Genomic DNA, 25,900 nt, shown 5'->3' with positions numbered 1-25,900 from the left:
CCAGCGCGGGCTTACTACCTAACATCCATCCAGTGCTGTTCCGCGAACGAGCGCGCCATCGCGTGCACGGTGCGCTCGATCTCCAGCCCCTCGTCGAAGTCGATGATGCGCGCCGGCTTGCCGGCAAGCCGCGTCAAAAGTTCCCGGCATTCGATGATCTTGAGGTCGTTGAAGCCGAGGCCGTGGCCGGGCGCCGGCAGGAAGGCGTCATAAGGCTTATGGTGCGGCGCCACCAGGATGGTGCGATAGCCTTGCTCGGTCGGCCGGTCGGCTGTCAGATAGAGCTGGAACTCATTCATCCGCTCCTGGTCATACAGGATCGAGCCCTTCGAGCCAAAAATCTGGATGGCGATCCGGCCTTTGCGGCCCCAGGCCGAACGGTTGACCAGCAGCGTGCCGGCGATGCCGTTTTCGAGATGCATGAGGATGTTGGCGATGTCGTAGGTCTCGACCGCGCGGCGCCCGCCCGAGGCGACGCGGCGGTCGGCATAGGGTTTGGCCATGTCGCACATGACGCGGGCAACGCGGCCGAACAGCACGGCGATGAGCGACAGCGGATGCACGGCGAAATCGTCGAGCGCGCCGTAACCGGACGCCGCCTCGTGCTTCCAGAAGAACAGGGCCTCCGGATCGGCCATGAAGTCTTCGTCCATCTCGATACGCAGATGGTTGACGTCGCCGATGATCTTCTCGTCGAGCAGCGCGCCGATATGACGGATCGCCGGGTTCTGGATGTAGTTATAGCCGAGCGCGCCGACCTTGCCGGACTTTTGGGCCGCCGCAGCCATTGCTTGCGCCTCCGCAAAACTCGGCGCCATCGGTTTTTCACACCACAGATGCTTGCCGGCTTCGAGGATGGCGATAGCCATTTCCGGGTGGAACTGGTTTGGCGTGGTCAGCGAGATGACATCGACATCCGGGTCGTCGACGACGGCGCGCCAGTCGCCGGACGCCTTGGCGAAGCCGAATTCGCTAGCACGGCGTTTGGCAAGGTCCTCGCTGACCTCGCCCAGATGGACCAGCTTTGGCTTAGCCACATCGGGAAAGACGGTGCCGACCGCGTTCCAGGCAATGGCGTGGCACTTGCCCATGAAGCCCGTGCCGATAAGACCTACCCCGACCATCTGTCTTGTCTCCGCTGCGTGCAAATTTTGTGTGGATGAATTAGTCCATTTTGTTTGCGAATGGAACGCTTGTCTCATTTTTTATGGTGTTCTTGCACAGGCCCGCTATGATGGGGCACAGAGGGACCAGACGATGAGCCTGGGCGGAGCGACGATGGACGAACGGGTGCCTCGCGATTTCGAAACGCTGCGGGCGACGATCCTGGAGCGGCGCCAGAGCCTGCCGAAACGCATCGCCCAGATCGCCGCCTATGCGCTCGATAACCCCGACGATATCGCCTTCGGCACCGCTGCCAGCATCGCCGCCTCCGCCGGTGTCCAGCCTTCGACCCTGATCCGCTTTGCCCAGCAGCTTGGTTTTGACGGTTTCACCAGCCTGCAGTTGGTGTTTCGCGAGCGCCTGCGCGAGCGCAACTCATCCTATGATGAAAGGCTGGCGGCATTGCGCGCCAAGGCGGAGGAAGGCGCCGGTCACCGCGCGATTTTCGACGGTTTTGTTGCTGCAGCCAGCACCTCGCTCAACGACATTTCGCGCACGCTGAATGAAGACCATTTCGAAGATGCGATCGCCGTGCTGGCCAAGGCGGAAACCATCTATGTGCTGGCCAAGCGGCGCTCCTACCCGGTTGCCTCCTATATCGCCTATGCATTGGGCAAGCTCAAGATCCGCAACCAGCTGATCGAATCGGCTGCCGGCCTCAATGCAGAGATGATCGGCTTTGCCTCTCCAAGGGACGCCGTGATCGCCATCAGCTTTTCGCCCTATGCCCCGGCCACCATCGAGGAGGCGCGCGTCATTTCGGAGCAAGGCGTGCCGATCGTGGCGATTACCGACAGCTCCTTTTCGCCGCTCGCCCAATTCGCCAGGGTTTGGTTCGAGGTCGCCGAGGCCGATTTCGCCGGCTTCCGCTCGCTGTCGGCGACGATGGCTTTGGCCATGGCGCTGACCGTCGCGGTCGGCGAGAAACGGCGCGACAGCGGCCGCAAGCGCAAGGGCTAGATCACCTCTATTGCCGTTTCGCCTTCTGCCAAAAGCCGCGCTGCGTCGCGGGCAGGCGGCGACCCGAACTGGCGGGCATATTCCCGGCTGAACTGGGAAGCACTCTCATAGCCGACAGCGAAGGCGACACGCGCCACGTTGGCCGGCTGGGCAATCAGCAGATGGCGGGCTTCCAGCAAGCGGATTTGCTTTTGATACTGGATTGGGCTCATGGCCGTCGCCGCCTTGAAGTGACGGTAAAACGCAGCACTGCTCATATGGGCGATCTCGGCCAGATCGCCGACCCGGACCGGCTGATAGGGATGCGAACGGATCCAGGCGATCGCCCGGCCAATCCGGGACAGATGGCCATCGGCGCGCGCAAGTTCACGAAGCTTTCCGCCCTGGGGGCCTTGCAGGAGCCGAAACAGCATCTCCCGCTCGATCATGGTCGCGAGCACGGGAATCTCCGCTGGCCGGTCAAGCAGCCGCATCATTCGACGCAACGCGTCAAGCAGATCGTCATCAGCGGGAGAGGTGGAGAAACTGTCGCCACTGAGGGCCGGCCCGTGCTCGACGAGGAGCGCGGCGACGGCCTGCAGGTCAAGGGTCAAGCCAATGGCCAGGTAAGGACGCGCCGCGCTCGCTTCGACTATCTGGCTGATGGTGGGCGTCTCGACAGTGTAGATGAAATAGCTGGCCGGATTGTAACGAAGAGCCCGGTCGCCGATCATAACCGTCTTCGCGCCCTGCAATACGAATAAGATCCCCGACCCCCAGACCCCTGGCATTGGCGCCGTGGCGACTTCGCTGCGGCCTATCGAAACGCGGGGAACCGCCGTTCTTGTTCGTCGCCCGCGCGCATGGCGGCCGGCGATCTCGATCAACACCTGCAGCGCTTCGCTCATTGGTGCCAGCATCGCGCATTCGTACCGGCCGCGCAACAGCGTGAGAGGATTAGGCAAGAGCCGGAGAATTTCCGGCGCGCGGCGCGCGCTGCCTCGACGCCATTTGTGGGGTCTTCCACAAGAAAAATGGAGTACTGAAATGACGACTTCGAAGACCGCGCTGGTGACCGGCGCCAACAAGGGTATAGGCCGCGAAATCGCCCGGCGACTGGCGACCATGGGCTTCAAGGTCTGGCTCGGAGCCAGGAGCGCCGAACGCGGCATGGCGGCGGCGCAGGCATTGCGCGCCGAAGGCCTCGACGTGGAGTGGCTTGAGCTGGACGTCACGCGCGATGACAGTGTGAAGGCGGCAGCCGAGGCATTCAGGCAGGCCGGCTCCTGCCTCGACGTGCTGGTGAACAACGCCGGCGTCGCCATCAATTACGACTTGCCGCCGAGCCAGCAGCGGATCGCCGACATCCAGGCCACCTACGACGTCAATGTCTTCGGCCCGATCCGCGTAACCCAGGCATTCCTGCCGTTGCTGCTGGCGGCACCTGCTGCCCGGATCGTGATGGTGAGCAGCTCCACCGGGTCCATCGGCCGGGCGCTCGATCCCGCCACCGCCAACCACGCCGTCAATTTGATGGGCTACGGCAGCTCCAAGACAGCCTTGAACGCCATCGCCGTGGCCTTCGCCAGGGAGCTCGCGCCCCAAGGCATCAAGGTCAACGCCGCGGCGCCCGGCTACACCGCCACCGATCTCAACGGGTATAAAGGTCACCGCACGGTGCAGCAGGCGGCCGAGATCGTCATTCACCTGGCGACCCTGGACGCCGATGGCCCGACCGCCGGGTACTTCAACGATGATGGCCCGCTTCCTTGGTAAATCAGCAGGTTTCAGTGGTAGACCCTTGACGTTCGTCTGACTTCAAAGTTTCTGACCGCGCGAGCCTTGCACAGCACTTTTCAGACTTGGGAATGCTCGTTCCATATTGACTATGGATTGGAATTATTATTTCATATTCCCGGCGCCACGCTGCCGCTCGCGCGTGTTACCCAAGACAACAAAGCCGATGGGAGGTTCGAATGGGCGAAGCCGTGGAAGCGAGACATGCGCCGCTCGACATCATCACGATCGGCCGCGCTTCCGTCGATCTCTATGGCCAGCAGATCGGCTCGCGCCTCGAGGACATTACTTCCTTTGCCAAGTCGGTCGGCGGCTGTCCGGCCAACATCGCGGTCGGTACTGCCAGGCTCGGCCTGCGCTCGGCGCTGCTGACCCGCGTCGGCAATGAGCAGATGGGCCGCTTCATCCGCGAGCAGCTGACCCGCGAGGGCGTTTCGGTCCAAGGCCTCAAGACCGATCCGGAGCGGCTGACCGCCCTGGTGCTGCTGTCGGTCGAGGATGAAGGCGTCTCGCCGATGATCTTCTACCGCAGCGACTGCGCCGACATGGCGCTTTCGGAAGACGATATCGATGAGGCGTTCATCGCTTCTGCACGCGCGGTCGTCGTCACCGGCACGCATTTTTCACGGCCCAACAGCGACGCCGCCCAGCGCAAGGCGATCCGTGTCATGAAAGCCAAGGGCGGCAAGGTGGTGTTCGACATCGACTACCGCCCTAACCTGTGGGGCCTCGCCGGCCACGCCGAAGGCTTCGAGCGCTATGTGAAATCCGACCGCGTCTCGGCGCAGCTGAAGACGGTGCTGCCCGACTGCGATCTCATCGTCGGCACCGAAGAAGAAATCATGATCGCCTCGGGCGCAGACGATTGCCTGAGCGCGCTGAAGACCATCCGCTCGCTGTCGGCGGCAACCATCGTGCTGAAGCGCGGCGCCATGGGCTGCATCGTCTATGACGGGCCGATCAGTGACGACCTCGAGGACGGTGTCGTCGGCAAGGGGTTTCCGATCGAAGTCTACAACGTGCTCGGCGCCGGCGACGCCTTCATGTCGGGCTTCCTGCGCGGCTGGCTCGGCGAGGAAAGCCTGGCGACGGCGGCGACCTGGGCCAATGCCTGCGGCGCCTTTGCCGTATCGCGGCTCCTCTGCGCACCGGAATACCCGACTTTCGAGGAATTGCAGTTCTTCCTGAAAAACGGCAGCAAGCATCTGGCGCTGCGCAAGGACGAGGCGATCAACCACATCCATTGGGCGACCACGCGCCGGCGCGACATCCCCTCGCTGATGGCGTTCGCCTGCGACCACCGCGTCCAGTTGGAGGATGTCGCGGCAAAAGCCGGCGCCGATCCGTCGCGAATCCCAGCTTTCAAGGTGCTGACAGTCAAGGCTGCGGCCAAGGTCGCGGCTGGCCGCGCCGGCTACGGCATGCTGCTCGACGAAAAATACGGACGCGAGGCGATGTTCGAATTCGCCCACCATTCCTTCGCCTGGCTCGGCCGGCCGGTCGAGTTGCCGGGTTCGCGGCCGCTTCGCTTCGAGTTCTCGCAAGACATAGGTTCGCAACTGACCGAATGGCCGATCGACCACTGCATCAAATGCCTGTGCTTCTATCATCCCGACGATCCGGCGGCGCTGAAGAGCGAACAGCAGCAGAAACTGCGCGCTTTGTTCGAGGCCGCGCGGAAAGTGGGCAGAGAACTTCTGGTCGAGATCATCGCCGGCAAGCACGGCAGGCTCGACGACATGACGATACCGCGCGCGCTCGAGGAACTCTACGCACTCGGCATCAAGCCCGATTGGTGGAAGCTCGAACCGCAGGCATCGGCCGGCGCATGGGCAAAGATCGAGGCGGTGATCCTGAAGCACGATCCGTGGTGCCGCGGGATTGTGCTGCTCGGTTTGGAAGCGCCGCAGGACGAATTGGAAGCGGCCTTCGCCGCGACCGCCAAGGCGCCCATCGTCAAGGGCTTTGCAGTCGGGCGCACTATCTTCATCAACGCGGCCGAACAATGGCTTGCCGGCAAGATGTCGGACGATGAGGCGGTTGCCGACATGGCATCTCGCTTCGAGAGACTGACCGAGGCATGGCTTGCGGCGCGCGGCCGCAAAGCAGCATAAGAAGGCGCGGCATAGGGACTGCGGAGGAACCGACATGACCAAGACAATCCGCCTGACGATGGCGCAGGCGCTGACCCGCTTTCTTGCCCGGCAGATGACCGAGATGGACGGGAAGAAAGTGCCGATCTTCGGCGGTATCTGGGCGATCTTCGGCCACGGCAATGTCGCCGGCGTCGGCGAGGCGCTCTACCAGGTTCGCGACGAGCTGCCGACCTTCCGTGCCCATAACGAGCAGGCAATGGCACATGCAGCGATCGCCTACGCCAAGGCCAATTTCCGCCGCCGCTTCATGGCCGCGACCAGCTCGATCGGCCCCGGCGCGCTCAACATGGTGACCGCTGCGGCACTTGCGTATGTAAACAGGTTACCTGTCCTGTTTCTGCCCGGCGACGTCTTCGCCAATCGCATTCCCGATCCCGTCCTGCAGCAGGCCGAGGATTTTTCCGACGGCACGGCGACGGTCAATGACTGCCTCCGGCCGGTGTCGCGCTATTTCGATCGCATCACGCGGCCGGAGCAGATCATGCCGGCGCTCAACCGCGCCATGCAGGTGCTGACCGATCCCGCCGAATGCGGCCCGGTGACGCTGGCGCTGTGCCAGGACGTGCAGGCCGAGGCCTATGACTACCCCGAGAGTTTCTTTGCCGAGCGGCTCTGGACGCCGCGTCGGCAGCGCCCGGACCGCAATGAACTGGCTGCCGCGGTCGCGGCGCTCAAAACGGCGAAAAAGCCGCTGGTGATTGCCGGCGGCGGCGTACTCTATTCGCAGGCGTCCGAGGAACTGGCAAAACTGGTGCAAGGCGCCGGTATTCCTGTCTGCGAGACGCAAGGCGGCAAATCCTCGCTCCCGGACGATCATTCCTTGAACATGGGCGCGGTCGGCGTCACCGGCACTTCGGCGGCCAACAGGCTGGCCGAAGAGGCCGACGTTGTGCTTGCCGTCGGCACCAGACTGCAGGATTTCACCACCGGCTCCTGGGCGCTGTTCAAGCATGCCGGCAGGACCATCATCGGGCTCAACGTGCAACCTTTTGACGCCGGAAAGCACCAGGCGCTGCCGCTGGTCGCCGATGCGGCGGAAGGGCTCGCCGAACTCGGCGAGGCGCTGAAGGGCTGGAAGGCGCCTGCCGCCTGGACCGACAATGCGATCACGGGCAAGAAGGACTGGCAAGCGGAGGCGGGCAAGGTGACGGCGTCGACCAATGCCGCCTATCCGTCCGACGCGCAGGTGATCGGCGCCGTACAGCGCGCCATGGGCTCCGGCGTGATATTGCTCCATGCCGCCGGCGGCTTGCCGGGCGAATTGCACAAGCTATGGCAGGCGGGTGCGCCCGGCTCCTATCACGCCGAATACGGCTTCTCGACCATGGGCTACGAAATCGCCGGCGGGCTCGGCGTCAAGATGGCCAAGCCCGACGAAGAGGTCGTGGTGATGATCGGCGACGGCTCCTATCTGATGCTCAATTCCGAGATCGCGACCTCGGTGATGCTCGGCCTCAAGCTGACCATCGTGCTGCTGGACAACCGCGGCTATGGCTGCATCAACCGGCTGCAGATGGCGACCGGCGGCGCTAACTTCAACAATCTGCTGAAGGACGCCCGTCACGAGACCTTGCCCGAGATCGACTTCGCCGCGCATGCTGCGAGCATGGGTGCGATTGCCGAAAAAGTGCCGTCGATCGCCGGGCTCGAAACGGCGCTGGCGCAAGCGAAGAAGAATACGCGAACGACCGTGCTGATCATCGACACCGACCCGCTGGTTTCGACCGAGGCCGGTGGAAGCTGGTGGGATGTCGCAGTGCCGGAAGTCTCGGCACGGCCGCAAGTGAATGCGGCGCGCAAGAAATACGAGGAAGCGCTGAGCGGGCGGGTTCTTTAGCCATCCGCGAACGCGCCTCGAAATGTCTGAAACTGGAGTGACGACTTGAAAGCCAAACTGGGCATGTCCCCCATTGCATGGTGGAACGACGATCTTGCCGAACTCAGCGATGATGTGTCGCTGGAGGAGTGCCTGCGCCAGTCGCGCTCGGCTGGCTTTACCGGCACGGAAATGGGCCGCCGCTTTCCCAACGATCCGACAATCATGCTGCCGATCCTCAGGCAGGCCGACGTGACGCTTTGCGGCGGCTGGTTCTCGGGGACGCTGGTCGACGAAGACATGGCGAAGAACAAGGATCGTATCCAGCCGATGATCGATCTGTTCAAGGCGGTGAATGCGCCATGCATCGTCTATGGTGAAGTCGGCCGCTCCATCCAGGGCGACCGCTCGAAACCCCTCGCCAGTAAACCCAGGCTTTCGGACGAGGAGATGAAAGCCTATGCGAAGCGGCTCACGCAGTTCGGCGAATGGTGTGCCGGGCAAGGCATGCCACTCTCCTATCACCATCATATGGCGGCGGTGGTCGAGACCGAGCCAGAGCTCGACGCCTTCATGCGCTATTCGGGAGAAGGCATTCCATTGCTGCTCGACGCGGGTCACCTGGCCTTTGCCGGCGGCGACGTGCTGCGCGCTATTGATAACCACCACCGGCGCATCAACCACGTGCATGTGAAAGACGTGCGCATGGAGGTGATCAACAAGCTGGATCGTAGCAGGCAATCCTTCCTCGATGCGGTGGCGCTTGGCGCCTTCACCGTGCCGGGAGATGGCTCGCTGGACTTTGGCGCCATCGTCCAGAGGTTCGCCGACCATGGTTATGAAGGCTGGTTCGTGGTCGAGGCCGAGCAGGATCCGAAGAAGAACCCGCCGCTCAAGATGGCGCAGGTCGGCTACAAGGAATTGATGCGGGTGATGACGGCGGCCGGCTACACGGTGGAGACACAGGGCTTTCCAAATGCTTGAGGCTCGCGAGGAGACGTGTTGATCCGATGAAAGACTCCGAGCACCCGTTTTTCCGGCCGCTGTGGCGGCGCGTTGCCGTTGTCGCGGTCTGCCTGGTCTGGTCGGTGATCGAATTCGCTACGGGCACACCGTTCTGGGGCGTGATCGCGCTTGGCTTCGCCGGCTATGCCGTCTGGCAATTCTTCTATCTCTACAAGCCGGCTGACGGGGGCAAGGATTCGGCCGAGCCGAAGGAATGACCGGAAATCCATGGCGCAGAAGTTTTTTGTGGATCGATACCGCGTGACTGACAGATCGCATGCGTCGGCATTTGGCCGGAACACCCCTCGCTTCGTCATCCTAGGGCGGAGCAAGGAGCGCAGCGACGCGGCGCAGACCCTAGGATGACGAAGTTGGAAGGCCTGGCCAATCTCTCCAAGATTTCGCGACAGTCCATCGAAATCTTGGCTGCGCCAATCGAGTGTCGAGGAATAGGAGACCCCAGATGTCTAAGCTGCTCGTCAAAGCCAATAAGGGCCACGGCCGCATCGCCCATGTGACGCCGCAAAACGCCGGCTGGACCTATGTCGGCTTCGATCTGCATCGGCTGCGACCCGGAGAGAGCGCTTCCGGGCAAACCGCGGATCGTGAGGTCTGCCTGGTGTTCGTTACCGGCAAGGGTAAGGCCAGGGCCGGCGGCAAGGAACTCGGCCTGCTGGGCGAACGCATGTCGCCCTTCGACGGCAAGCCATGGTCGGTCTATGTGCCGCAGGGCTCGGAGTGGTCGGTGAGCGCCGATACCGATCTCGAACTTGCCGTCTGCTCGGCGCCAGGACTGGGCGGCGGCCTGCCGGTCCGTGTCATCGGGCCCGACGATCTCGGTCAGGAGGTTCGCGGCAAAGGCACCAACACGCGCTACGTCACCAACATCCTGCCGGAAGGCAAGCCGGCCGATTCCTTGCTGGTGGTCGAGGTCATCACACCCGGCGGCCACACATCGAGCTATCCGCCGCACAAGCACGACCAGGACAATCTGCCGGCTGAATCCTATCTCGAGGAGACCTATTACCACCGTCTCAACCCGTCACAGGGCTTTGCTTTCCAGCGCGTCTACACCGATGCCGACGAGAACGGTGCTCGTTCGCTCGACGAGGCGATGGCGATCGAGGACGGCGACGTCGTGCTGGTCCCCAGGGGTTATCACCCCTGCGCAGCCTGCCACGGCTATGATCTCTATTATCTCAACGTGATGGCCGGACCGAAGCGGACGTGGAAATTCCACAACGCGCCCGAGCACGAATGGCTGATGAAAGCCTGACAGGTTTTTCGCCTCACCTTCATCCGCTGGTCCAAGGCGAAAAAATCGTCGGCTAATGACCCGCCTGGACAACTTTGTTATCAGGAGCGATCACCAGCTTCGTCATTTCGTCATGCAAATCGCCTATGGCAGCGGGGCTGACGAGGACTTTCGATGCGCTACGCTATCTATTTCACCCCCCGACAGGACGAACCGCTGGCACGGATCGCCGCCAACTGGCTCGGCCGCGACCCATTCGGTGCCGCCACAAAGCCGGTCGAGGCTGCGGGCGAACTGTCGGCTGCAGAAGTTGCCTTCCATACCGCCTCGGCGCGCCGCTATGGCTTTCATGCGACGCTGAAGGCGCCCTTTCGACTGGCCCCCAACGAGACCGAAACGTCGCTTTGCACGACACTCGACGATTTTGCCGAGGCGACGCCGGTGCTGACGATCCCGCGCCTGATCGTCAGCCAGATCGACGGCTTCTTCGCGCTGGTGCCGGAAGCACCGCTGCCGGCGCTCAACCGCTTCGCCGATGATGTGGTGCGCGACTTCGACCGCTTTCGCGCGCCGTTGACGGAAGCCGAGATCGAACGGCGCAGCCCCGATTCGCTGAAGCCCGACGAATTCCGCAATCTCTGCCAGTGGGGCTACCCCTATGTCTTCGAGACGTTTCGTTTCCATATGACGCTGTCCGGCCGGGTCTCGTCACAGGAAAGTCCTCGTCTTCGCCTAGCAATCGACAGCCTGTTTGCGGACGTGCTGCAACGGCCGGTGCCGGTGGACGCGCTGACGCTGTTTGTGGAAACTGAACCGGGTGCGCCGTTCATGGTGCTGTCGCATCACGCGCTCGGGCGCCGCCCGGCCAGAAGAACTGCCTAAGTGACTATTTGCTTCAACCGCATGGTGCGACGCCAATTCATTTTCAGTTGGCTGCAAAATGCCGCAAGGACTGCCCGAAATGACTGCCGAGACCGCTCTTGATAATGCCCGCATTGTGCTCGCCGACCAGATCATCGAAGGGTCGATCGTGCTGCGCGATGGCGTGATCGCCGACATTGATCCCGGCGCTGGCCGCAGCGGCGAGGACATGGGCGGCGACTTCATCATCCCCGGCTTGGTCGAGCTCCACACCGACCATCTCGAAGGCCATTATGCGCCGCGGCCGAAAGTGCGCTGGAACCCGATCGCAGCTGTGCTCGCCCATGACGCGCAGGTGGCGACCGCCGGCATCACCACCGTGCTCGACGCCTTGCGTGTCGGCATGGACGAGGATGCCGACCTGACGGCCGCCGACATACGCAAGCTGGCCGACGCGATCGAAGACAGCGTGCAGCAGGACCGGCTCAGGGCCGACCATTTCCTCCATCTGCGCTGCGAGGTTTCGGCGCCGGACTGCCTCACGGCCTTCGCCAATTTCGACGGCGACGAGCGCGTCAGGCTGGCGTCGCTGATGGACCATGCGCCCGGACAGCGGCAATTCGTCAATTTGGAAACCTACGCCTATTACTACCAGCGCAAGCTGAAGCTGACCGATCGCGATTTCCAGAAATTCTGCGAAAAGCGGATGGCGGAATCGGCGAGGAACTCAAGCCCGAACCGCAGCTTCATCGCCGCTGCCTGCCAGGAGCGCGGCATCGTGCTCGCCAGCCATGACGACGCAACCGTCGGTCATGTCGACGAAGCGATCGAGCAAGGTGTGCGCGTTGCCGAGTTCCCGACCACTGAGGAGGCGGCACGGGCTTCAAAAGAGGCAGGGCTCGGCGTATTGATGGGCGCGCCGAACGTCATGCGCGGCGCCTCGCATTCGGGCAATGTCTCGGCCCGCACGCTGGCCGGCGACGGCCTGCTCGATATCCTGTCATCGGACTACATTCCGTTCAGCCTGATCCAGTCGGCCTTCTTCCTCGGCGACGTGGTCGAGGGCATCTCGTTGCCTCAGGCGGTGGCGATGGTCTCGAAGAACCCGGCCGAGGCGGTCGGCCTCACCGATCGCGGCGTCATCGAGCCCGGCCGGCGCGCCGATCTGGTTCGCGTGCGCGTCGACGACCATGTCCCGGTGGTCCGCACGGTCTGGCGGCAGGGACGGCGGGTCGCATGATGGTGTCGGCATCGGTCGAGCGTGAATTGTCAGCTGCGGCGTTTCCCATCCGCGACGGCGTCTTCGTCGCCGTCGTCGGGCCGAGCGGTGCCGGCAAGGACACGGTGATCGGCTATGCGCGCGCCGTGTTTGCCGACGAGAGCCGGCTGGAGTTCGTGCGCCGGGTCATAACCCGGCCGAGCGACGTGGCTACCGAGGATCACGACACGCTCGCCGACGCGGCCTTCGTCGAGGCCGAAGCGGATGGCGCCTTCGCGATTTCCTGGGAGGCGCATGGCCTGCGCTATGGCATCCCGGCCGAAGTCGACTGGTCCGTCGCCAACGGCCGCGTCGCGGTCGCCAACGTCTCGCGCGCGATCATCCCGGCGCTGCGGGGACGCTACGCCAATCTGGCTGTCGTCGAGATCACGGCTACACCGCAGATCCTGGCCGAGCGGCTGGCGTTGCGCGGTCGCGAATCGCGCGGCGAAGTGCTGGCACGGCTGGCGCGCAGCGCCAATGTGGCGCTGTCCGGACCGGGTGTCACCTCGATCGACAATAGCGGTCCTCGTGAAGCCGCCGGCGAGCGCTTCGGCGAGGTGCTGCGCAAGGCCATGGCCTTCTCCGACATGTCGGGTCTTATCTAAAGTGGCGCCCATCCGATGCATTCGGGATGGGCGCTGCTTGTCTAACCGATATTTTTTTGGAAACCGGTATCCACTTTTCGGGATATGGCCTCATGCGGCGTGCCGGTCCCGACCAGCGTGATGAGTATCCGTGCTAGTGGTTGTCGTAGGCTTCGCTGGTGCATCCGCCGGTGTATCCAGAACTGCAACGTGATGGCGATAGACCATTTCCCAGCCCTTCCAGCCGGTGAACAGCAGTATGCAGACCACTATGAACGACAACAGCGCGCCCCATGGGCGGACCGCGGCCTCGGCGCCTTGAGCATAGCGAAGGTAGAAATTGATCAGTGCCACAACGACCGCGGTCAAGTTGCCCAGCATGTGGTACCAGGCGTCGGACAAGGCGCGAATGCGCGGCTCGTTGAGGAAGTCGATAAAACCGGCTGTCGCGGCGAGAAGGGCCATTACTATGGCTGCCCCGATCAGCCACATCGATGCCCGTGCCCAGAAGGCATCGGCAGTCCCCCAGAAAACCAGGTCGGTGACAAACGCACCGACAAGAAACGCGACAGGAAAAGGTATCAGCATCGGGTGGAGGGGGTGAGTTCCTACCTTGGCGGTACTTATTGGATTCGTGGGCATGGGACGCCTCCGCGTAGCAAAGCTTAAACAAACGCTTAGATACGGGTTTCGTTCCAAATAGAGATCAACCTGAACTGCTGTCGCGAAGCTCAGGCTGACCTTTTCATGCCTGCCAATGGCAGTCGGCGTATTTCATCCAGCTATTTTGCGTCATTCGGCGGCAGCACCCGCCACGCCCTTGCGGGTAGCTTCCAGCATCCGCCGCCGTGCCCGGAACACGCCCCATTGCTGGTCGACCAGCACGCCGATGAGGATCACCCCGCCCATGACGGCGAAGTTGAGCGAGGACGGGATGCCGAGCAGGTTGACGAGGTTCTGCAGCTCCTGCAGCAGCACCGTGCCGAGGAGGACGCCGATCAGCGAACCTTCGCCACCGCGCAGCGAGAAGCCGCCGAGCACCGCCGCCGCGATGGCATAGAGCTCGTAGAACTGCCCGTGGCTCGCCGGCGAGATCGAGCGTGTGTACATGGCGAAATAGATAGCCGACAGCGCCGTCAGCACGCCGCAGATGACATAGGCGGCCATGACGATGCGGCCGGTGCGGATGCCGGAATATTTTGCCGCTTCCTCGTTCTTGCCGATGGCGTAGAGATAGCGACCGAACACCGACCGGTGCAGCACCACCCACATCACGACGGCGATAACGATCAGCGCGATGAAACTGTTCGGTACGCCCCAGGACCGCCCGGCCGTCAGGAATTCGAGTTCCGGGAAGTTCTGCCCAAAGGCAAAGCCGGCGGTGCCGTCGGCGGTGTAGAAGCGCGCCACGCCGCGATAGATCAACAGGCCGCACAAGGTCACCACGAAAGGCTGCAATTTGAGCCGGGTGATCAGCCAGCCATGCATCAGGCCGATGATGGCGCCGAGCGCGATGATCAGCACGAAGGCAAGTGGCCACTCCATCTCCCGCACGGCGATGAAATCGATGAACAGCGTACCGAGTAGCGCAACCACCGAGCCGACCGACAATTCGATGCCGCCGGTGATGATGACGAAGGCTTGGCCAATCGACAGGATGCCGAACAGCCCGATCAGGTTCGAGGTGTTGGCGAGATTGATCGGCAGCAGGAAGCGCGGGTTGATGATCGCCACCACCGCGCCGACCACCAGGATCAGGATCAGCAGGCCGAGATCTTTCTTGCTCATCGTCTTCTCCCAGTGCCTGCGAATTACTTCGGCTGCTTGCCGACCGCCAGCAGCAGCACGTTTTCCTGGCTGAACCGGTCCTTGTCGAGAATGCCGGAGATCTGGCCCTCATGCATGACGGCAATGCGGTCGGAAACGCCGATCACCTCCTCCATGTCGCTGGAGATCATCAGCACGGCGACGCCGGCATCGGCCAGCGCCCGCATCAGCCCGTAGATTTCGGCCTTGGCGCCGATATCGATACCGCGCGTCGGTTCGTCGAGGATCATCACCTTCGGCTTCATCGCCAGCCATTTGGCCAGCACGACCTTTTGCTGGTTGCCGCCCGACAGCGTGCCGGTACGCGTCTGGACGGAGGGCGCCCTGATGCCGAGATCGGTCTTCTGCTTCTCGGCGGTGGCGGCCTCGGCGCTTGTCGAGACCAGCGAGCGCCGCGAATGCGCCGGCAGATTGGGCAGCGAGATGTTCTGGGCAATCGACAGGTCGAGCAGGATGCCGGTTAGCTTGCGATCCTCGGGGACGAGGAAAATTCCGTTGGCCACTGCGTCGGCGGCCGAACCAAGAACCAGATCTTTTCCGTCAAGCTGGAACGAGCCGCCAAAGCTCCTGTCGATGCCGAACAGGACGCGCGCCAGCTCCGTCCGGCCGGAGCCGACGAGGCCGGCGAGACCGAGGATCTCGCCATGCCTGACGTCGAGGTCGACGGGCCGGTCGGGATAGGCCGCGGTGCGAATGGCCTTGACCGACAGCGCGACAGAGCCCGGCGGGCGCGCCGATTCCGCGGCCTTCTCGCGCTCCTTCAGCATGCGGCCGATCATCAGCTTGACCATCTGGTCGTGATTGATGGCGCTCTTCGGCAAGGTTCCGGCGAGCATTCCGTCCCTGAGCACGACGACGCGGTCGGCGACGCGCTCGACCTCGTGAAGGCGGTGCGAGATGAAAATGACACTGATGCCGTCTGCCTTCAGCGCCTTGATGACGCCGAGCAGCTTGTCGGTTTCGGCGATCGGCAGGCTCGAGGTCGGTTCGTCGAGGATAACCAGCCTTGCCTCGATCGACAGCGCCTTGGCGATCTCGACCATTTGCTGCTGCGCCAGCGACAGCGCCGACACCGGCGTATCGGCCGAGAAATTGGCGCCCACGCGTTTGAGCAGCGGCGCCGCCTGCGCTCGCAGCCTGGCGCGGTCGACGAGCTTGAGCGGCCCGGCGCGCAGCGGTTCGCGGCCGAAGAAGATATTGGCGGCCACGTCGAGGTTTTCGAACAGGTTGAGTTCCTGGTGGACGAAAGCGATGCCCGAGCCGATGCTGGCCTCGACGGTCAGCCCGTCATGGGCGACGCCATCGACGGTGATGGTGCCGGTGTCCGGCCTGGTCACGCCCCCGAGGATCTTCATCAGCGTCGATTTGCCGGCGCCGTTTTCGCCGACCAGGCCGATGACCTCGCCGGGCCTTACGTCGATCGAGAATCCGTCCAGCGCGACGACGCCGGGATAGGTCTTGCGCACACCGTCGAGGCTCAGGAACGGAGCGTCGGTGGATGCAACGATGGATGGGTCGGAATAATTCATCACGCCTGACAGCAGCCGGTGGGCCGTTTGGTCTCAGACTGACGGGCCTCGCGAGGCCCGTCAATAGAACGCCGGCTCAAGGCGAACCTTGAGCCGGCGCAACCTAATTCGCTCACTTTCCAGACATCGCCTTGAGGCTGGCGGCGTAGGCGTCGACATCGTCCTTGCCGATGATCTTGGTCGGGATGATGATCAGTCCATCGGCGGGAATGCCCGACTTGTCGCCCTCGAGATAGGCAGCCATCAGCTTCATGCCCTGATAGGCCCATTCGAAGGGTTGCTGCACGACGGTGGCGGCGACGGTACCTTCCTTGACGCCGCCCAGCGTGATCGGATCGTCGTCGAAGCCGACCACGGTGATCTGGCCGAGCTTGCCGGCATCGCGCAGCGCTTCATAGATGCGCGGCGTGTTGTAGGAATAGAAGCCGACCATGCAGGTGACATCGGGACTGGCGACCAGCGCGTCCTCGACGTTCTTCTTGGCGCGAGCCTGATCGATGTCGTCGCCACGCACGTCGACCAATTCGATCTTGGTGCCCGCGAGGCCGTCCTTCATGCCCTGGATACGTTCCTTGGCATTGTCGGCGCCGAGCAGGCCGACGAAGCCGAGGCACTTGCCGCCGTCAGGCATTGCCTTCTTGGCGATCTCTGCCGCCTGCTTGCCGGCATCGACATTGGACGAGCCGATATAGGCGACACGCTTGGTCTGCGGTGCGTCGCTGTCCGTGGTGAACAACGCCGTTTCCGAGGCGATCTTGTTCAGCCCGTCGGTCGACGTCTTGGGATCGACGGCCGAGACCATGATCGCCTTCACGCCGGCCGTGACCAGATCGTCCATCAGGCGCTGCTGGATGGCGACCGAGGACTGCTCCGGATATTTGAGTTCCAGATTGTAATTGGGCAGTTCGCCTTGAGCCTTCTTGACGCCGGCTTCGGCCGCCTTCCAGAAATCGGAAGCGCCGTTGACGACGAAGGCCAGTGTCGGCTTGTCGTCGGCCCGCGCAATTGCGCTGGCGGACAGGCCGAGCAGCAGGGCCGCAGCGGCGACGGACGCATTTCGTATTACAGATTTCATGTTCAACCTCCCATTTGACTCAGTGATTTTCGCTGATGATGAACGTGCCGACGCGGCTTGGACGCCCTCCTCCTCAGGGTTCCGGCAGCGAGGAACGACGCCATTCCAGCCGCGATCATCGACTTTAGAGACTCATTCGCCGTTCGTAAATAGTCCGATTTGTCTGACATTTCCCCGAAACGGCAGGCGAGCTTCGGCTGACGGGAACCGTCCGATACAAGGCTGGCTTGCGTTCCGAACATGCGCGGTCCGATATCGTCCGGGCATGACGGATTGACGTTATAGGGATGCCCGATATTAGTAAAGACTATTAGTGGATCGGGATTCTCGCCACAAAGGAGAGGCCTTCCAGTCGTTGCTGCTTGGGATTGGGCGACTGAATTCGCCGAAGAGGGTGGATTATATCTATTAGTAGCGCTTTGCCTTATAAATGCGAAATTCGAGGGACCAACAACATGAACGAACCACTTCGGGATGCGGTCCTTCAGGGTGCCAGACGGCGCAAGCCGTCCGGGAAAAACCCCAAGGGCCGCGTCACCATGACCGACATCGCCAGGGCCGCAGGCTGTTCGCAGGCGACGGTCTCGTTCGTCCTCAACAACACGCCGGGCATCAGGCTGTCGCAGCAAACCCGAGAGCGGGTGATTGAGACCGCACGAACGCTCGGCTATTCGCCGCCGGTGTTTTCTGCCTTGCGAGCCCCTGTTGCCGCATTCGACGGGCTGGATGGCGTGATTGGCTTCGCAGTCGACCAGTTGGCGACCAGCCCGGAGGCGGTCGTCGCCATCGAAGGGGCGCGGCAAGCCTCGTGGAACGCCGGCAATGTGCTTTTGGTGGCGCAGACCATGGGCGACGAGGTGATGGAGCCCCGCGCCATCGCGGCGCTGACCAAGCGGGGCATTTCGGCGCTGATCTACATGACCATCTTCACCCGCGAGATCGTCGCGCCGGACTATCTCTACGGCCTCGACATCCCGGTCATCCTGCTGAACTGCTACACCGCCGACTATGCCTTTCCGGCCGTGGTGCCGAGCGAAATCGCCGGCGGCCAGAGCTCGACCCGGCACCTGATCAGCCATGGCCACAGGCGTATCGCCACCATTACCGGCGAGCCCTGGATGCAGGCGGCGCAGGACCGGTTGAAGGGCTACCGCCGGGCGCTGGCGACAGCCGACATCCCGTTCGACCCGGCGCTGGTCGTCGAAGGCGATTGGTCGGCGAGCGCCGGCTATGCCGCGACCGTCAAGCTCTTGGCGCTGAAGGACCGGCCGACCGCCATCTTCTGCCAGAACGACCGCACCGCGATCGGCTGCTATGAGGCGCTGAAGGAGGCCGGCCTGCACATCCCCCAGGATATTTCGGTGGTCGGCTATGACGACGAGGAGATCGCGCGGCATCTGTTCCCGCCGCTCACGACGTCGATCCTGCCGCATATGGCGATGGGGCAGTGGGCGATCGAGCAGCTTGAAGTCCCCGCTCCTCCCGGTCGTGGCCGCTATCCCATCACGAAGCTCGAATGCCCGCTGGTGGAGCGGGAGTCGGTGGGCACGGTGGCGGGCTGAGGCGAGAGCGCCCGTGATCGACAATGGCACAGGCTTGACATCAGACCCGGCATATACCCGATTGATTTCATGAGATTGCAAAGCTGCTATAATTTTCAGGACTTCCGCCGGCTGGCAAAACAGCGCCTGCCAAGCCCGATCTTCAATTATATCGATGGCGGCGCGGACGACGAGACGACGCTGCGGCGCAACACGGCGGCGTTCGAGGCTTGCGATCTCGTCCCCAACGTCCTTGCCGGCGTCGGACAGGTCGATCTGTCGGTCACCGTCATGGGCCAGAAGCTGGCGATGCCGGTCTATTGCTCGCCGACGGCTCTCCAGCGGCTGTTTCACCATAGCGGCGAGCGCGCCGTCGCCGCGGCAGCGGAGAAGTTCGGCACGATGTTCGGCGTCTCGTCGCTTGGCACGGTCAGCCTGGAGGAAGTCCGCAAGCACAGGACGCCGCAGGTCTATCAGTTCTATTTCCACAGGGATCGCGGCCTGAACCGCGCCATGATGGAGCGCGCCAAGGCGTCCGGCGTCGAGGTGATGATGCTGACGGTCGACAGCGTCACCGGCGGAAACCGCGAGCGTGACCTGCGGACCGGCTTTTCCATCCCCTTTCGGCTTACGCTCGGCGGCATGATGCAGTTCGCGATCAAGCCGAGATGGGCCATCGACTATTTGACGCACGAAAAGTTCAGCCTGCCGCAGCTGGACGGGCATATCGATCTCTGCGGCGGAGCGCTTTCCATCAGCCGCTATTTCACGGAGATCCTTGATCCATCGCTGGATTGGGAGGACGTCGAAGACATGGTCCGCTTCTGGAACGGGGAGTTTTGCCTGAAGGGGATCATGAGCGTCGCCGATGCCAGAAAGGCCGTCGACATCGGCTGCACCGGCATCGTCCTGTCAAATCATGGAGGCAGGCAGCTGGACGGCTCGCGCAGCCCCTTCGACCAGCTGTCGGAGATCGTCGACGTGGTGGGCGACAAGATCGACGTGATCATCGACAGCGGCGTCCAGCGCGGCACCCATGTGCTGAAAGCCCTGTCGTTGGGCGCCAAGGCCGTCGGCGTCGGGCGCTACTACCTCTTCCCGCTGGCCGCCGCCGGACAGGCAGGCGTCGAACGGGCGCTCGGCCTGATGCGAACCGAGATCGAACGCGACATGCGGCTGATGGGATGCAGGTCGGTGGCAGAGCTTTCCAGGGGGAATGTGCGGTTTAGGTGAGGGGGCCGGGAAGGGGCGCACGGCATAAACTTTTCGAAGTGCGAACACTATACCGACCGGCCGCCGCTCCTGCCGTCCGTGTCGAAGACGGCCTCGCCGGAAACAGCATCCGTAAATCCGCCCTCAAGCTGCCGCTGCGTGTAACGGGCTGTTAACGCCGTTCGCGGCTGACAGTATGTTGGCTGCAGTTCGAAGGTGTAGCCTGCGTCCCGCTGCCAGTTGCGGAGGCGGAAATGAATTTGCTTCGGATTGCGCTCTTGTGCACGGCCATGATCGGCCTTGCAATGCCGGCCGTTCGCGCTGAGGATCGGCCTGTGCCGCCGAACAACGAAGCCGCCACAGCGCAACCGCCCGTTCATTGTGAAGGCCAAAACTGTCTCCCGCCGGCGAACGATCCTGTGCAGGAATGCACCGGCCAAGATTGCACGCCAGTTCCGCCGACTGAACCAGGTCCGGAGGTTAAGCAGGCCGACTGAGCAGCTTCAGCCGACACCGCTCTTTTGGCAGGGACGGCGCTCACTCCTCGCGACCTTCCGACCACAGGCGAGAGAGCGGGATGCGTTCAAATTGAACCATGCATCCCGCTCTATCTATTTGTTTTAGCCGCATTTCTGCGACGCCAAGTGATTCCACTTGGCTGCAAAATGCTCTAGATTCTGTTACCTATGTTCCCGGGCATGAGTTTAATGGCGATGATGAGAACTATGTCTACTCTATTGCCCTCTAGAGCCCTCCCAAATGGGGCGTGAGCCAATCGCGCGGGTTTAGATTCTCTCGCTTCATTCCCGATGGCGTAGCGCGTCGACAATGACCTTGAACGCGGGAAGATTCTGACGGCGGCTCGGATAATAGAGGAAATAGCCATCGAAGAAGGGCGACCAGTCGTCGAGGACCTGCACCAGCAATCCTGAGGCGATGTGCCGCTCCACGATGTTCTCGGGAACATAGGCGATGCCATAGCCACTCACTGCGGCGTCGATCATGGCGTAGGTGTTGTTGAAGGTAAGTTGACCGTCCACACGGACACGCAGCGCCTGTCCATCCTTCTCGAACTCCCATGCGTACAGACCGCCGGCGGTTTCGTGGCGCATGTTGATGCAGATGTACCGGACCAGATCCTGCGGATGCACAGGCACACCGTGCGCCGCGAAGTATCGCGGCGAAGCCACGGCGACCAAGCGCCAGTCCGGGCCGATGCGGACCGCGATCATGTCTTTCTCGACGCTCTCTCCAAGCCGGACACCGGCGTCAAAGCCTTCCTCGACGATGTTTCGGAAGGTGCTGTCTAGGATCAGTTCGACGCCGATGTCGGGATAGGCGCTGAGGACCGGCTTAAGCTTCGGCCAGACCACGCTTTCGAGCGCGTGGTCGGACAGGGTCAACCTGATCGAGCCTGACGGCTTTTCGCGGAACGCCATCAGCGCTGCGATCTCGTCTTCGATTTCACCAATGCGCGGAGCGATCGTCTGTAGCAGCCTTTCGCCTGCAACGGTCGTCGCCACATTACGCGTCGTGCGGGTCAGAAGGCGTATGCCCATGCGTGCTTCGAGCTGCTTGATCGTGTGACTGAGCGTCGATTGCGCGACGCCGAGTTTTGCCGCTGCCTTGGTGAAGCTGCGCTCCTCGGCGACGGCCTGAAACCACGTCAGTTGATTGAGATCGGTTCTGGCCATGAGCTTCCTTCGTTTGCCATCTCGCAACAGATTATTCGATGTAGTCGATTAGTTCATGCCAATTTCGACGGGTAATCGTTTTATGTCAAAACCATTAGGTTTGCACTGCAACAACGCATTACCGCGATGTCGGTGATTTGGATGACATGGATGTCGCAAAATGCGGACGATGCGCCCGAGGCCGCCGGCAGCCTGATGGTCGTGGCGATCCAGCTTCGATCCTTCTGGGCGCGATAGTCGGAGGGGTGCTGCTGGATGGCCTGACGATCTCCGCGACCTTTATCGGCAGCTTGGTTCTGGCCGGCTTTGCAATCGCGCTGATCGGCACCGGCCGGCGTCTGATGACGGAGAGAGGACTGGCCAAGGCGGCGAGTGGCTCAATTCAACCCAAACCTACAGGAGATCGGAAATGCCTATGAATACCCCTGATACGAAAACATCAGAGCGTGAAATCCACCGGCGCGAGCTTTTGAAGCTGACCGGTGCCGGCGCAGCAGCTTTCAGTGCGGCGTCACTCTTCAACATTCACTTCGCAAAGGCTCAAGACATGTCGAACGGTGCAAACAATTTCTACACGAGCGATCAGGTGACGCTCGAAAAGGTCGCCTTCAAAAGCCAATACCAGATGAATGTCGCGGGGAATCTGCTCGTTCCCAAGAACCTTGACCGCAATGCACGTCATCCGGCCATCGTCGTCGGCCATCCAATGGGCGCGGTGAAAGAGCAAAGCGCGACCCTCTATGCCACCAAGATGGCCGAGCAGGGCTTCATCGCCATGGCGATCGATCTGCCATTCTGGGGCGAGAGCGAGGGCGAAGCCCGACAGATCGTTTCACCGGATGTCTATGCCGAGGCGTTCAGCGCGGCGGTGGACTTCCTCGGGACACGCGCGTTCGTCGACCGCAACCGTATTGGCGCGATTGGTGTCTGCGGCAGCGGCAGCTTCGTCATCAGCGCCGCCAAGATCGACCCACGCATGCGCGCCATCGCCACGGTAAGCATGTATGACATGGGCGCGGCGAACCGAAACGCACTCAATCACTCGCTAAGCGTCGAGCAACGGAAGCAGATCATCGCGGCGGCCGCCGAGCAGCGCTACTCCGAATTCGAAGGCGGCCAGATCCAGTATACGGGCGGAACCGATCTCGAACTGACCGCGTCGACGCATCCCATCCAGCGTGAGTTCTACGATTTCTATCGGACACCCCGCGGAGAGTTTACCCCGGCGGGTGTCTCCGACCAGATAACGACCAAGCCGACGCTGACCAGCAACGTCAAGTTCATGAACTTCTACCCGTTCAACGACATCGAGACGATCTCGCCGCGCCCGATGCTGTTCATCAGCGGCGATCAGGCGCATTCGAAGGAATTCAGCGAGGAAGCCTACAGACTGGCAGCCGAGCCGAAGGAAATGGTTTGGGTCCAGGGCGCCGGTCACGTCGATCTCTACGACCGTGTGGACCTGATTCCGTTCGACAGGCTTACCAGCTTCTTCGGTCAGCATCTGGCTGCATAACAGGGCCGTAGCATCGAAGGGTGCGGCCGTGTGCCGGAACAATGGGCATGGCCGCACCGATTGGGAGACCTTAAATGACACGCGACGCATGGCTTTCAAGCCGCACCTTGCTGGCAAGCGCTGCCGGCTTCGCGCTTCCCTCGTCGGTGCGCTCTCAGACCTCCACAACCCAGGGTACGAAAGGAGCCCCGATGTGCCTGAGATTTGTTTTTGCAGATCAGGATTTCACGGCGACGCTGGAGAACAATCCTTCCGCGCACGATCTGGTCTCGATGCTGCCGCTGGACCTGACGATCGACGACTATTCGTCCAACGAGAAGATCGCCTATCTGCCGCGCAAGCTCACCGAGGAAGGCAGCGGTCGCTTCGGGAACGAGGCAGCTGGCGATCTTTGCTACTACGCCCCCTTGGGCAATCTTGCGATGTTTCATGGTCCCTATCGCTGGTCGCGCGGCCTGATCCGGCTTGGGCGACTAGACCAGGGACCGGCGCCGCTTCTGATGCGCGGAGAACATCCGCTGCGCGTCGAAATGCTGTCCTGAACCTGGAAGGCCGCTGCGCATCAGGACAATGCCGCAGGTGTAGGAAAAACCCGCATCATTCATCGTGAACAGCAAGAAAGCTGAAACGCAGAAGGAGACGAATATCAAGAAGATTCTCGCTGCCGCTGCAATCAGCACGGCCGGCCTAACGCCGGCCGAGGCCGAGACCATCGAAATCCGCACGAACGGCAGCACGCCGGCCGTGATCGGAACGGCGGACAACTTCACCGGGCAGGCGGTCATCAGCCCGCTCTATCCGCCTACCGACATTACGCGGGCGAGCACCGGACTGGTGAACTTCGCGCCCCGGGGCGCGGACGGTCTGGCACACCCATCCGGCAGGCCAGATGCTTATCATCACGAGCGGTCAAGGCTGGGTGCAGGAAGAGGGCAAGGAGCGGCGCGGCATCAATCCTGGCGATGTGGTCTGGATTCCGGCCGGCGTGAAGCACTGGCATGGAGCGACCGCGATCAGCCCCATGGCGCATATCGCCTTGAGCTACATGGACGACGGCAAGAACGTCGACTGGCACGAACCTGTTTCCGACGAGCAATACCGCTGACGGGATAACTGAACGAAAGGCTTCATCATGAAAACCTCCACCGTTCTGGCTCTCGCTCTTTCCATGGGAGCCGTCGACACCGCCGCGCAAACCGGATCGCAGACCGGCAGCCTGTCCCGCGAAGACGTGCGAACCGTTTCGCCCGCGCTTGAGCGCTACGCCGATGAGAAGCTTGCAAATGGCCTCTGGAAGAGGCCGGGCCTGTCGCTGCGGGATCGCAGCATCGTCACCGTCGCTGCCGTGATCACGCGCGACCAGGGCATTCTCCTGCCGGAGCAGGTGAATCTCGCACTCGACAATAGGGTGAAGCCGGCCGAAATCTCAGAGATTATCACGCATCTCGCCTTCTATGCCGGCTGGGGCGGTGCGCTTGCCGCGACGGGCATCACGAAGGAGGTGTTCGCGGCGCGCGGTGTCGGACCCGACCAGCTCCCCAAGGCCATGGTTGATTTCCTGCCGCTGGACGAAAAAGCCGAGGCCGATCGCGCCGCCCGCGTCGCGCAAGGCACGGGACCGGCATCGCCGGGTCTGGTGAGGGATACGACCGACGTATTGTTTCGCGACCTGTGGCTGCGGCCCGATCTCGCCCCGCGCGATCGCAGTCTGGTGACGGTCAGCGCCCTGATCTCGGCCGGCCAGGTCGAGCAGATTCCCTACCATCTCAACCGGGCGATGGATAACGGACTGATGCGCATGGAAGCCTCCGAAGCCATCAGCCATCTCGCGTACTACGCCGGATGGCCGAACGCTTTCTCGGCGGCCGCTGTTGCGCGCTCCGTGTTCGAGAAACGGTCCGCCAACTGAACGCTGCTGGTCGCAATGACTCCTTTGCCCTCATCGTCCAGACCGCCGCCCTCGGCCGCCGTGACGTTGCTGCCGATCATGGCGGCCGTGTTGGCCGGCTTTCTCGTCATCGGCGCGGCCCTGCCGGTGCTGCCGCTGCATGTGAATCAGGATCTCGGCTTCGGAACTTTCGTCGTCGGCCTGGTTGCGGGCTCGCAATTTGCCGCGTCTCTGGTCACGCGCATATGGTCCGGCACCTATTCGGATGCGAATGGCGGCAAACGCAGCGTCGTGCTCGGCCTGATCGCCGCCGCCGGTGCTGGATTGCTGTATCTCCTGTCCTTGACCTTCGTGAGTTCGCCAACCCTCTCGGTTGCGATTCTTCTGGTGGGACGTGCGGTGCTCGGTGGAGCCGAAAGCTTCATCATCACCGGGGGCGTGAGCTGGGGATTGGCAATGGTCGATTCCGGCCATGCGGGGAAGGTCATCGCCTGGGTCGGCACGGCCATGTTCGCGGCGCTCGCCTTCGGCGGTCCGCTCGGCACGATGCTCTTTGTACCGTACGGCTTTGCGGCGATCGGTCTTATCACGACCTTGGCACCACTCCCGCTCTTTGCGCGGGCGTAGTCTGATGGGAATCGGGCTATATCGTGCGATCGGTGGGTATTTGGCGCGCCCGAAGAGATTCGAACTCCTGACCCCCAGATTCGTAGTCTGGTGCTCTATCCAGCTGAGCTACGGGCGCGCAACAGGCCATGCTTTGCATAGCCCCCGCGATCC

The 25,900-nt window shown here is 62.5% G+C and carries 24 protein-coding genes, 1 tRNA gene and 1 pseudogene; 18 read left to right on the top strand and 8 right to left on the bottom strand.

The features are described 5' to 3' along the window. Positions 1 to 14: 14 nt before the first annotated feature. On the bottom strand, positions 15 to 1,124 hold the full coding sequence (locus NKI19_RS14895; RefSeq protein WP_352565653.1) for a Gfo/Idh/MocA family protein: 1,110 nt from the start codon (positions 1,122 to 1,124) through the stop codon (positions 15 to 17). Positions 1,125 to 1,278: 154 nt separating this feature from the next. On the opposite strand from NKI19_RS14895, the gene NKI19_RS14890 reads away from it, so the two are divergent. After that, positions 1,279 to 2,124 (top strand): MurR/RpiR family transcriptional regulator, encoded by an 846-nt coding sequence (locus NKI19_RS14890; protein WP_352490569.1) that lies wholly within the window; start codon positions 1,279 to 1,281, stop codon positions 2,122 to 2,124. Here NKI19_RS14890 and NKI19_RS14885 read toward each other — a convergent pair. After that, positions 2,121 to 3,011 (bottom strand): AraC family transcriptional regulator, encoded by an 891-nt coding sequence (locus NKI19_RS14885; protein ID WP_352490490.1) that lies wholly within the window; start codon positions 3,009 to 3,011, stop codon positions 2,121 to 2,123. The two genes, NKI19_RS14890 and NKI19_RS14885, sit on opposite strands and share 4 nt — an antisense overlap. 139 nt (positions 3,012 to 3,150) lie before the next feature. On the opposite strand from NKI19_RS14885, the gene NKI19_RS14880 reads away from it, so the two are divergent. The 9 genes from NKI19_RS14880 to phnN all read left to right on the top strand — a co-directional run bounded on the left by NKI19_RS14880 (position 3,151) and on the right by phnN (position 12,859). Further along, a complete protein-coding gene (locus tag NKI19_RS14880) occupies positions 3,151 to 3,879 on the top strand; it encodes an SDR family oxidoreductase (protein WP_352490491.1) in 729 nt (242 codons plus the stop codon). A 200-nt stretch (positions 3,880 to 4,079) separates the two neighbouring features. Next, complete coding sequence (locus NKI19_RS14875; protein ID WP_352490492.1) at positions 4,080 to 6,014, top strand: bifunctional 5-dehydro-2-deoxygluconokinase/5-dehydro-2-deoxyphosphogluconate aldolase; 1,935 nt, start codon at positions 4,080 to 4,082, stop codon at positions 6,012 to 6,014. Between the two features lie 34 nt (positions 6,015 to 6,048). After that, entirely contained in the window at positions 6,049 to 7,893 is a 1,845-nt protein-coding gene (gene iolD / locus NKI19_RS14870; protein WP_352490493.1) for a 3D-(3,5/4)-trihydroxycyclohexane-1,2-dione acylhydrolase (decyclizing), read from the top strand. 45 nt (positions 7,894 to 7,938) lie between these two features. Then, on the top strand, positions 7,939 to 8,856 hold the full coding sequence (gene iolE, locus NKI19_RS14865; protein WP_352565652.1) for a myo-inosose-2 dehydratase: 918 nt from the start codon (positions 7,939 to 7,941) through the stop codon (positions 8,854 to 8,856). Positions 8,857 to 8,882: 26 nt separating this feature from the next. Then, positions 8,883 to 9,095, top strand: coding sequence for a DUF3329 domain-containing protein (locus tag NKI19_RS14860; protein ID WP_352490495.1), 213 nt, complete (start codon positions 8,883 to 8,885; stop codon positions 9,093 to 9,095). Positions 9,096 to 9,340: 245 nt separating this feature from the next. Then, positions 9,341 to 10,153 carry a 5-deoxy-glucuronate isomerase gene (gene iolB / locus NKI19_RS14855; protein WP_352490496.1) on the top strand — a complete coding sequence of 271 codons (813 nt, stop codon included), beginning with the start codon at positions 9,341 to 9,343 and terminating at the stop codon, positions 10,151 to 10,153. Positions 10,154 to 10,306: 153 nt separating this feature from the next. Beyond that, positions 10,307 to 11,014, top strand: coding sequence for a DUF1045 domain-containing protein (locus NKI19_RS14850; protein WP_352490497.1), 708 nt, complete (start codon positions 10,307 to 10,309; stop codon positions 11,012 to 11,014). A gap of 79 nt (positions 11,015 to 11,093) precedes the next feature. Further along, the gene (locus NKI19_RS14845; RefSeq protein ID WP_352490498.1) at positions 11,094 to 12,233 is read left to right on the top strand and encodes an alpha-D-ribose 1-methylphosphonate 5-triphosphate diphosphatase; all 1,140 of its coding nucleotides are present in this window, start codon (positions 11,094 to 11,096) and stop codon (positions 12,231 to 12,233) included. Continuing rightward, positions 12,230 to 12,859, top strand: a complete 630-nt coding sequence (gene phnN / locus NKI19_RS14840) for a phosphonate metabolism protein/1,5-bisphosphokinase (PRPP-forming) PhnN (protein WP_352490499.1) — start codon at positions 12,230 to 12,232, stop codon at positions 12,857 to 12,859. The genes NKI19_RS14845 and phnN overlap by 4 nt, the downstream gene beginning before the upstream one ends. A gap of 90 nt (positions 12,860 to 12,949) precedes the next feature. On the opposite strand, the gene NKI19_RS14835 is transcribed toward phnN, so the two are convergent. From NKI19_RS14835 to NKI19_RS14820, 4 genes are all read right to left on the bottom strand, one after another. Further along, positions 12,950 to 13,480, bottom strand: a complete 531-nt coding sequence (locus NKI19_RS14835) for a DUF2231 domain-containing protein (protein WP_352490500.1) — start codon at positions 13,478 to 13,480, stop codon at positions 12,950 to 12,952. A 150-nt stretch (positions 13,481 to 13,630) separates the two neighbouring features. Beyond that, the gene (locus tag NKI19_RS14830) at positions 13,631 to 14,626 is read right to left on the bottom strand and encodes an ABC transporter permease (RefSeq protein ID WP_352490501.1); all 996 of its coding nucleotides are present in this window, start codon (positions 14,624 to 14,626) and stop codon (positions 13,631 to 13,633) included. 23 nt (positions 14,627 to 14,649) lie between these two features. Further along, entirely contained in the window at positions 14,650 to 16,194 is a 1,545-nt protein-coding gene (locus tag NKI19_RS14825) for a sugar ABC transporter ATP-binding protein (RefSeq protein WP_352490502.1), read from the bottom strand. A 112-nt stretch (positions 16,195 to 16,306) separates the two neighbouring features. Next, the gene (locus NKI19_RS14820) at positions 16,307 to 17,269 is read right to left on the bottom strand and encodes a sugar-binding protein (RefSeq protein ID WP_352490503.1); all 963 of its coding nucleotides are present in this window, start codon (positions 17,267 to 17,269) and stop codon (positions 16,307 to 16,309) included. Between the two features lie 455 nt (positions 17,270 to 17,724). On the opposite strand from NKI19_RS14820, the gene NKI19_RS14815 reads away from it, so the two are divergent. Beyond that, positions 17,725 to 18,831, top strand: coding sequence for a LacI family DNA-binding transcriptional regulator (locus NKI19_RS14815; protein WP_352490504.1), 1,107 nt, complete (start codon positions 17,725 to 17,727; stop codon positions 18,829 to 18,831). A gap of 69 nt (positions 18,832 to 18,900) precedes the next feature. After that, complete coding sequence (locus NKI19_RS14810) at positions 18,901 to 20,043, top strand: alpha-hydroxy acid oxidase (RefSeq protein ID WP_352490505.1); 1,143 nt, start codon at positions 18,901 to 18,903, stop codon at positions 20,041 to 20,043. A 779-nt stretch (positions 20,044 to 20,822) separates the two neighbouring features. Here NKI19_RS14810 and NKI19_RS14805 read toward each other — a convergent pair. Then, entirely contained in the window at positions 20,823 to 21,716 is an 894-nt protein-coding gene (locus NKI19_RS14805) for a LysR family transcriptional regulator (RefSeq protein ID WP_352490507.1), read from the bottom strand. 146 nt (positions 21,717 to 21,862) lie between these two features. Here NKI19_RS14805 and NKI19_RS14800 point away from each other — a divergent pair, with 146 nt between their 5' ends. From NKI19_RS14800 to NKI19_RS14775, 6 genes and pseudogenes are all read left to right on the top strand, one after another. Further along, on the top strand, positions 21,863 to 22,135 hold the full coding sequence (locus tag NKI19_RS14800; protein ID WP_352565650.1) for a hypothetical protein: 273 nt from the start codon (positions 21,863 to 21,865) through the stop codon (positions 22,133 to 22,135). Next, complete coding sequence (locus tag NKI19_RS14795) at positions 22,126 to 23,232, top strand: alpha/beta hydrolase (RefSeq protein WP_352709345.1); 1,107 nt, start codon at positions 22,126 to 22,128, stop codon at positions 23,230 to 23,232. The genes NKI19_RS14800 and NKI19_RS14795 overlap by 10 nt, the downstream gene beginning before the upstream one ends. A gap of 74 nt (positions 23,233 to 23,306) precedes the next feature. Beyond that, complete coding sequence (locus NKI19_RS14790; RefSeq protein WP_352565647.1) at positions 23,307 to 23,774, top strand: cyclophilin-like fold protein; 468 nt, start codon at positions 23,307 to 23,309, stop codon at positions 23,772 to 23,774. Positions 23,775 to 23,877: 103 nt separating this feature from the next. Continuing rightward, positions 23,878 to 24,337, top strand: a pseudogene (locus NKI19_RS14785) ((R)-mandelonitrile lyase). A 27-nt stretch (positions 24,338 to 24,364) separates the two neighbouring features. Further along, positions 24,365 to 25,141: a carboxymuconolactone decarboxylase family protein gene (locus tag NKI19_RS14780; protein ID WP_473599839.1), complete on the top strand. Its 777-nt coding sequence runs from the start codon at positions 24,365 to 24,367 to the stop codon at positions 25,139 to 25,141. 66 nt (positions 25,142 to 25,207) lie between these two features. After that, a complete protein-coding gene (locus NKI19_RS14775; protein ID WP_502899288.1) occupies positions 25,208 to 25,747 on the top strand; it encodes an MFS transporter in 540 nt (179 codons plus the stop codon). A 41-nt stretch (positions 25,748 to 25,788) separates the two neighbouring features. Here the strand turns inward: NKI19_RS14775 and NKI19_RS14770 are convergent. Beyond that, a tRNA-Arg gene (locus NKI19_RS14770) sits at positions 25,789 to 25,865 on the bottom strand. Positions 25,866 to 25,900: the final 35 nt, after the last annotated feature.

This window comes from Mesorhizobium sp. M0751, from assembly GCF_040320265.1.
Classification (GTDB): domain Bacteria; phylum Pseudomonadota; class Alphaproteobacteria; order Rhizobiales; family Rhizobiaceae; genus Mesorhizobium.
Note: the sequence above shows the minus strand (reverse complement) of the source record. Positions and strands in the feature narration are given on the sequence as shown.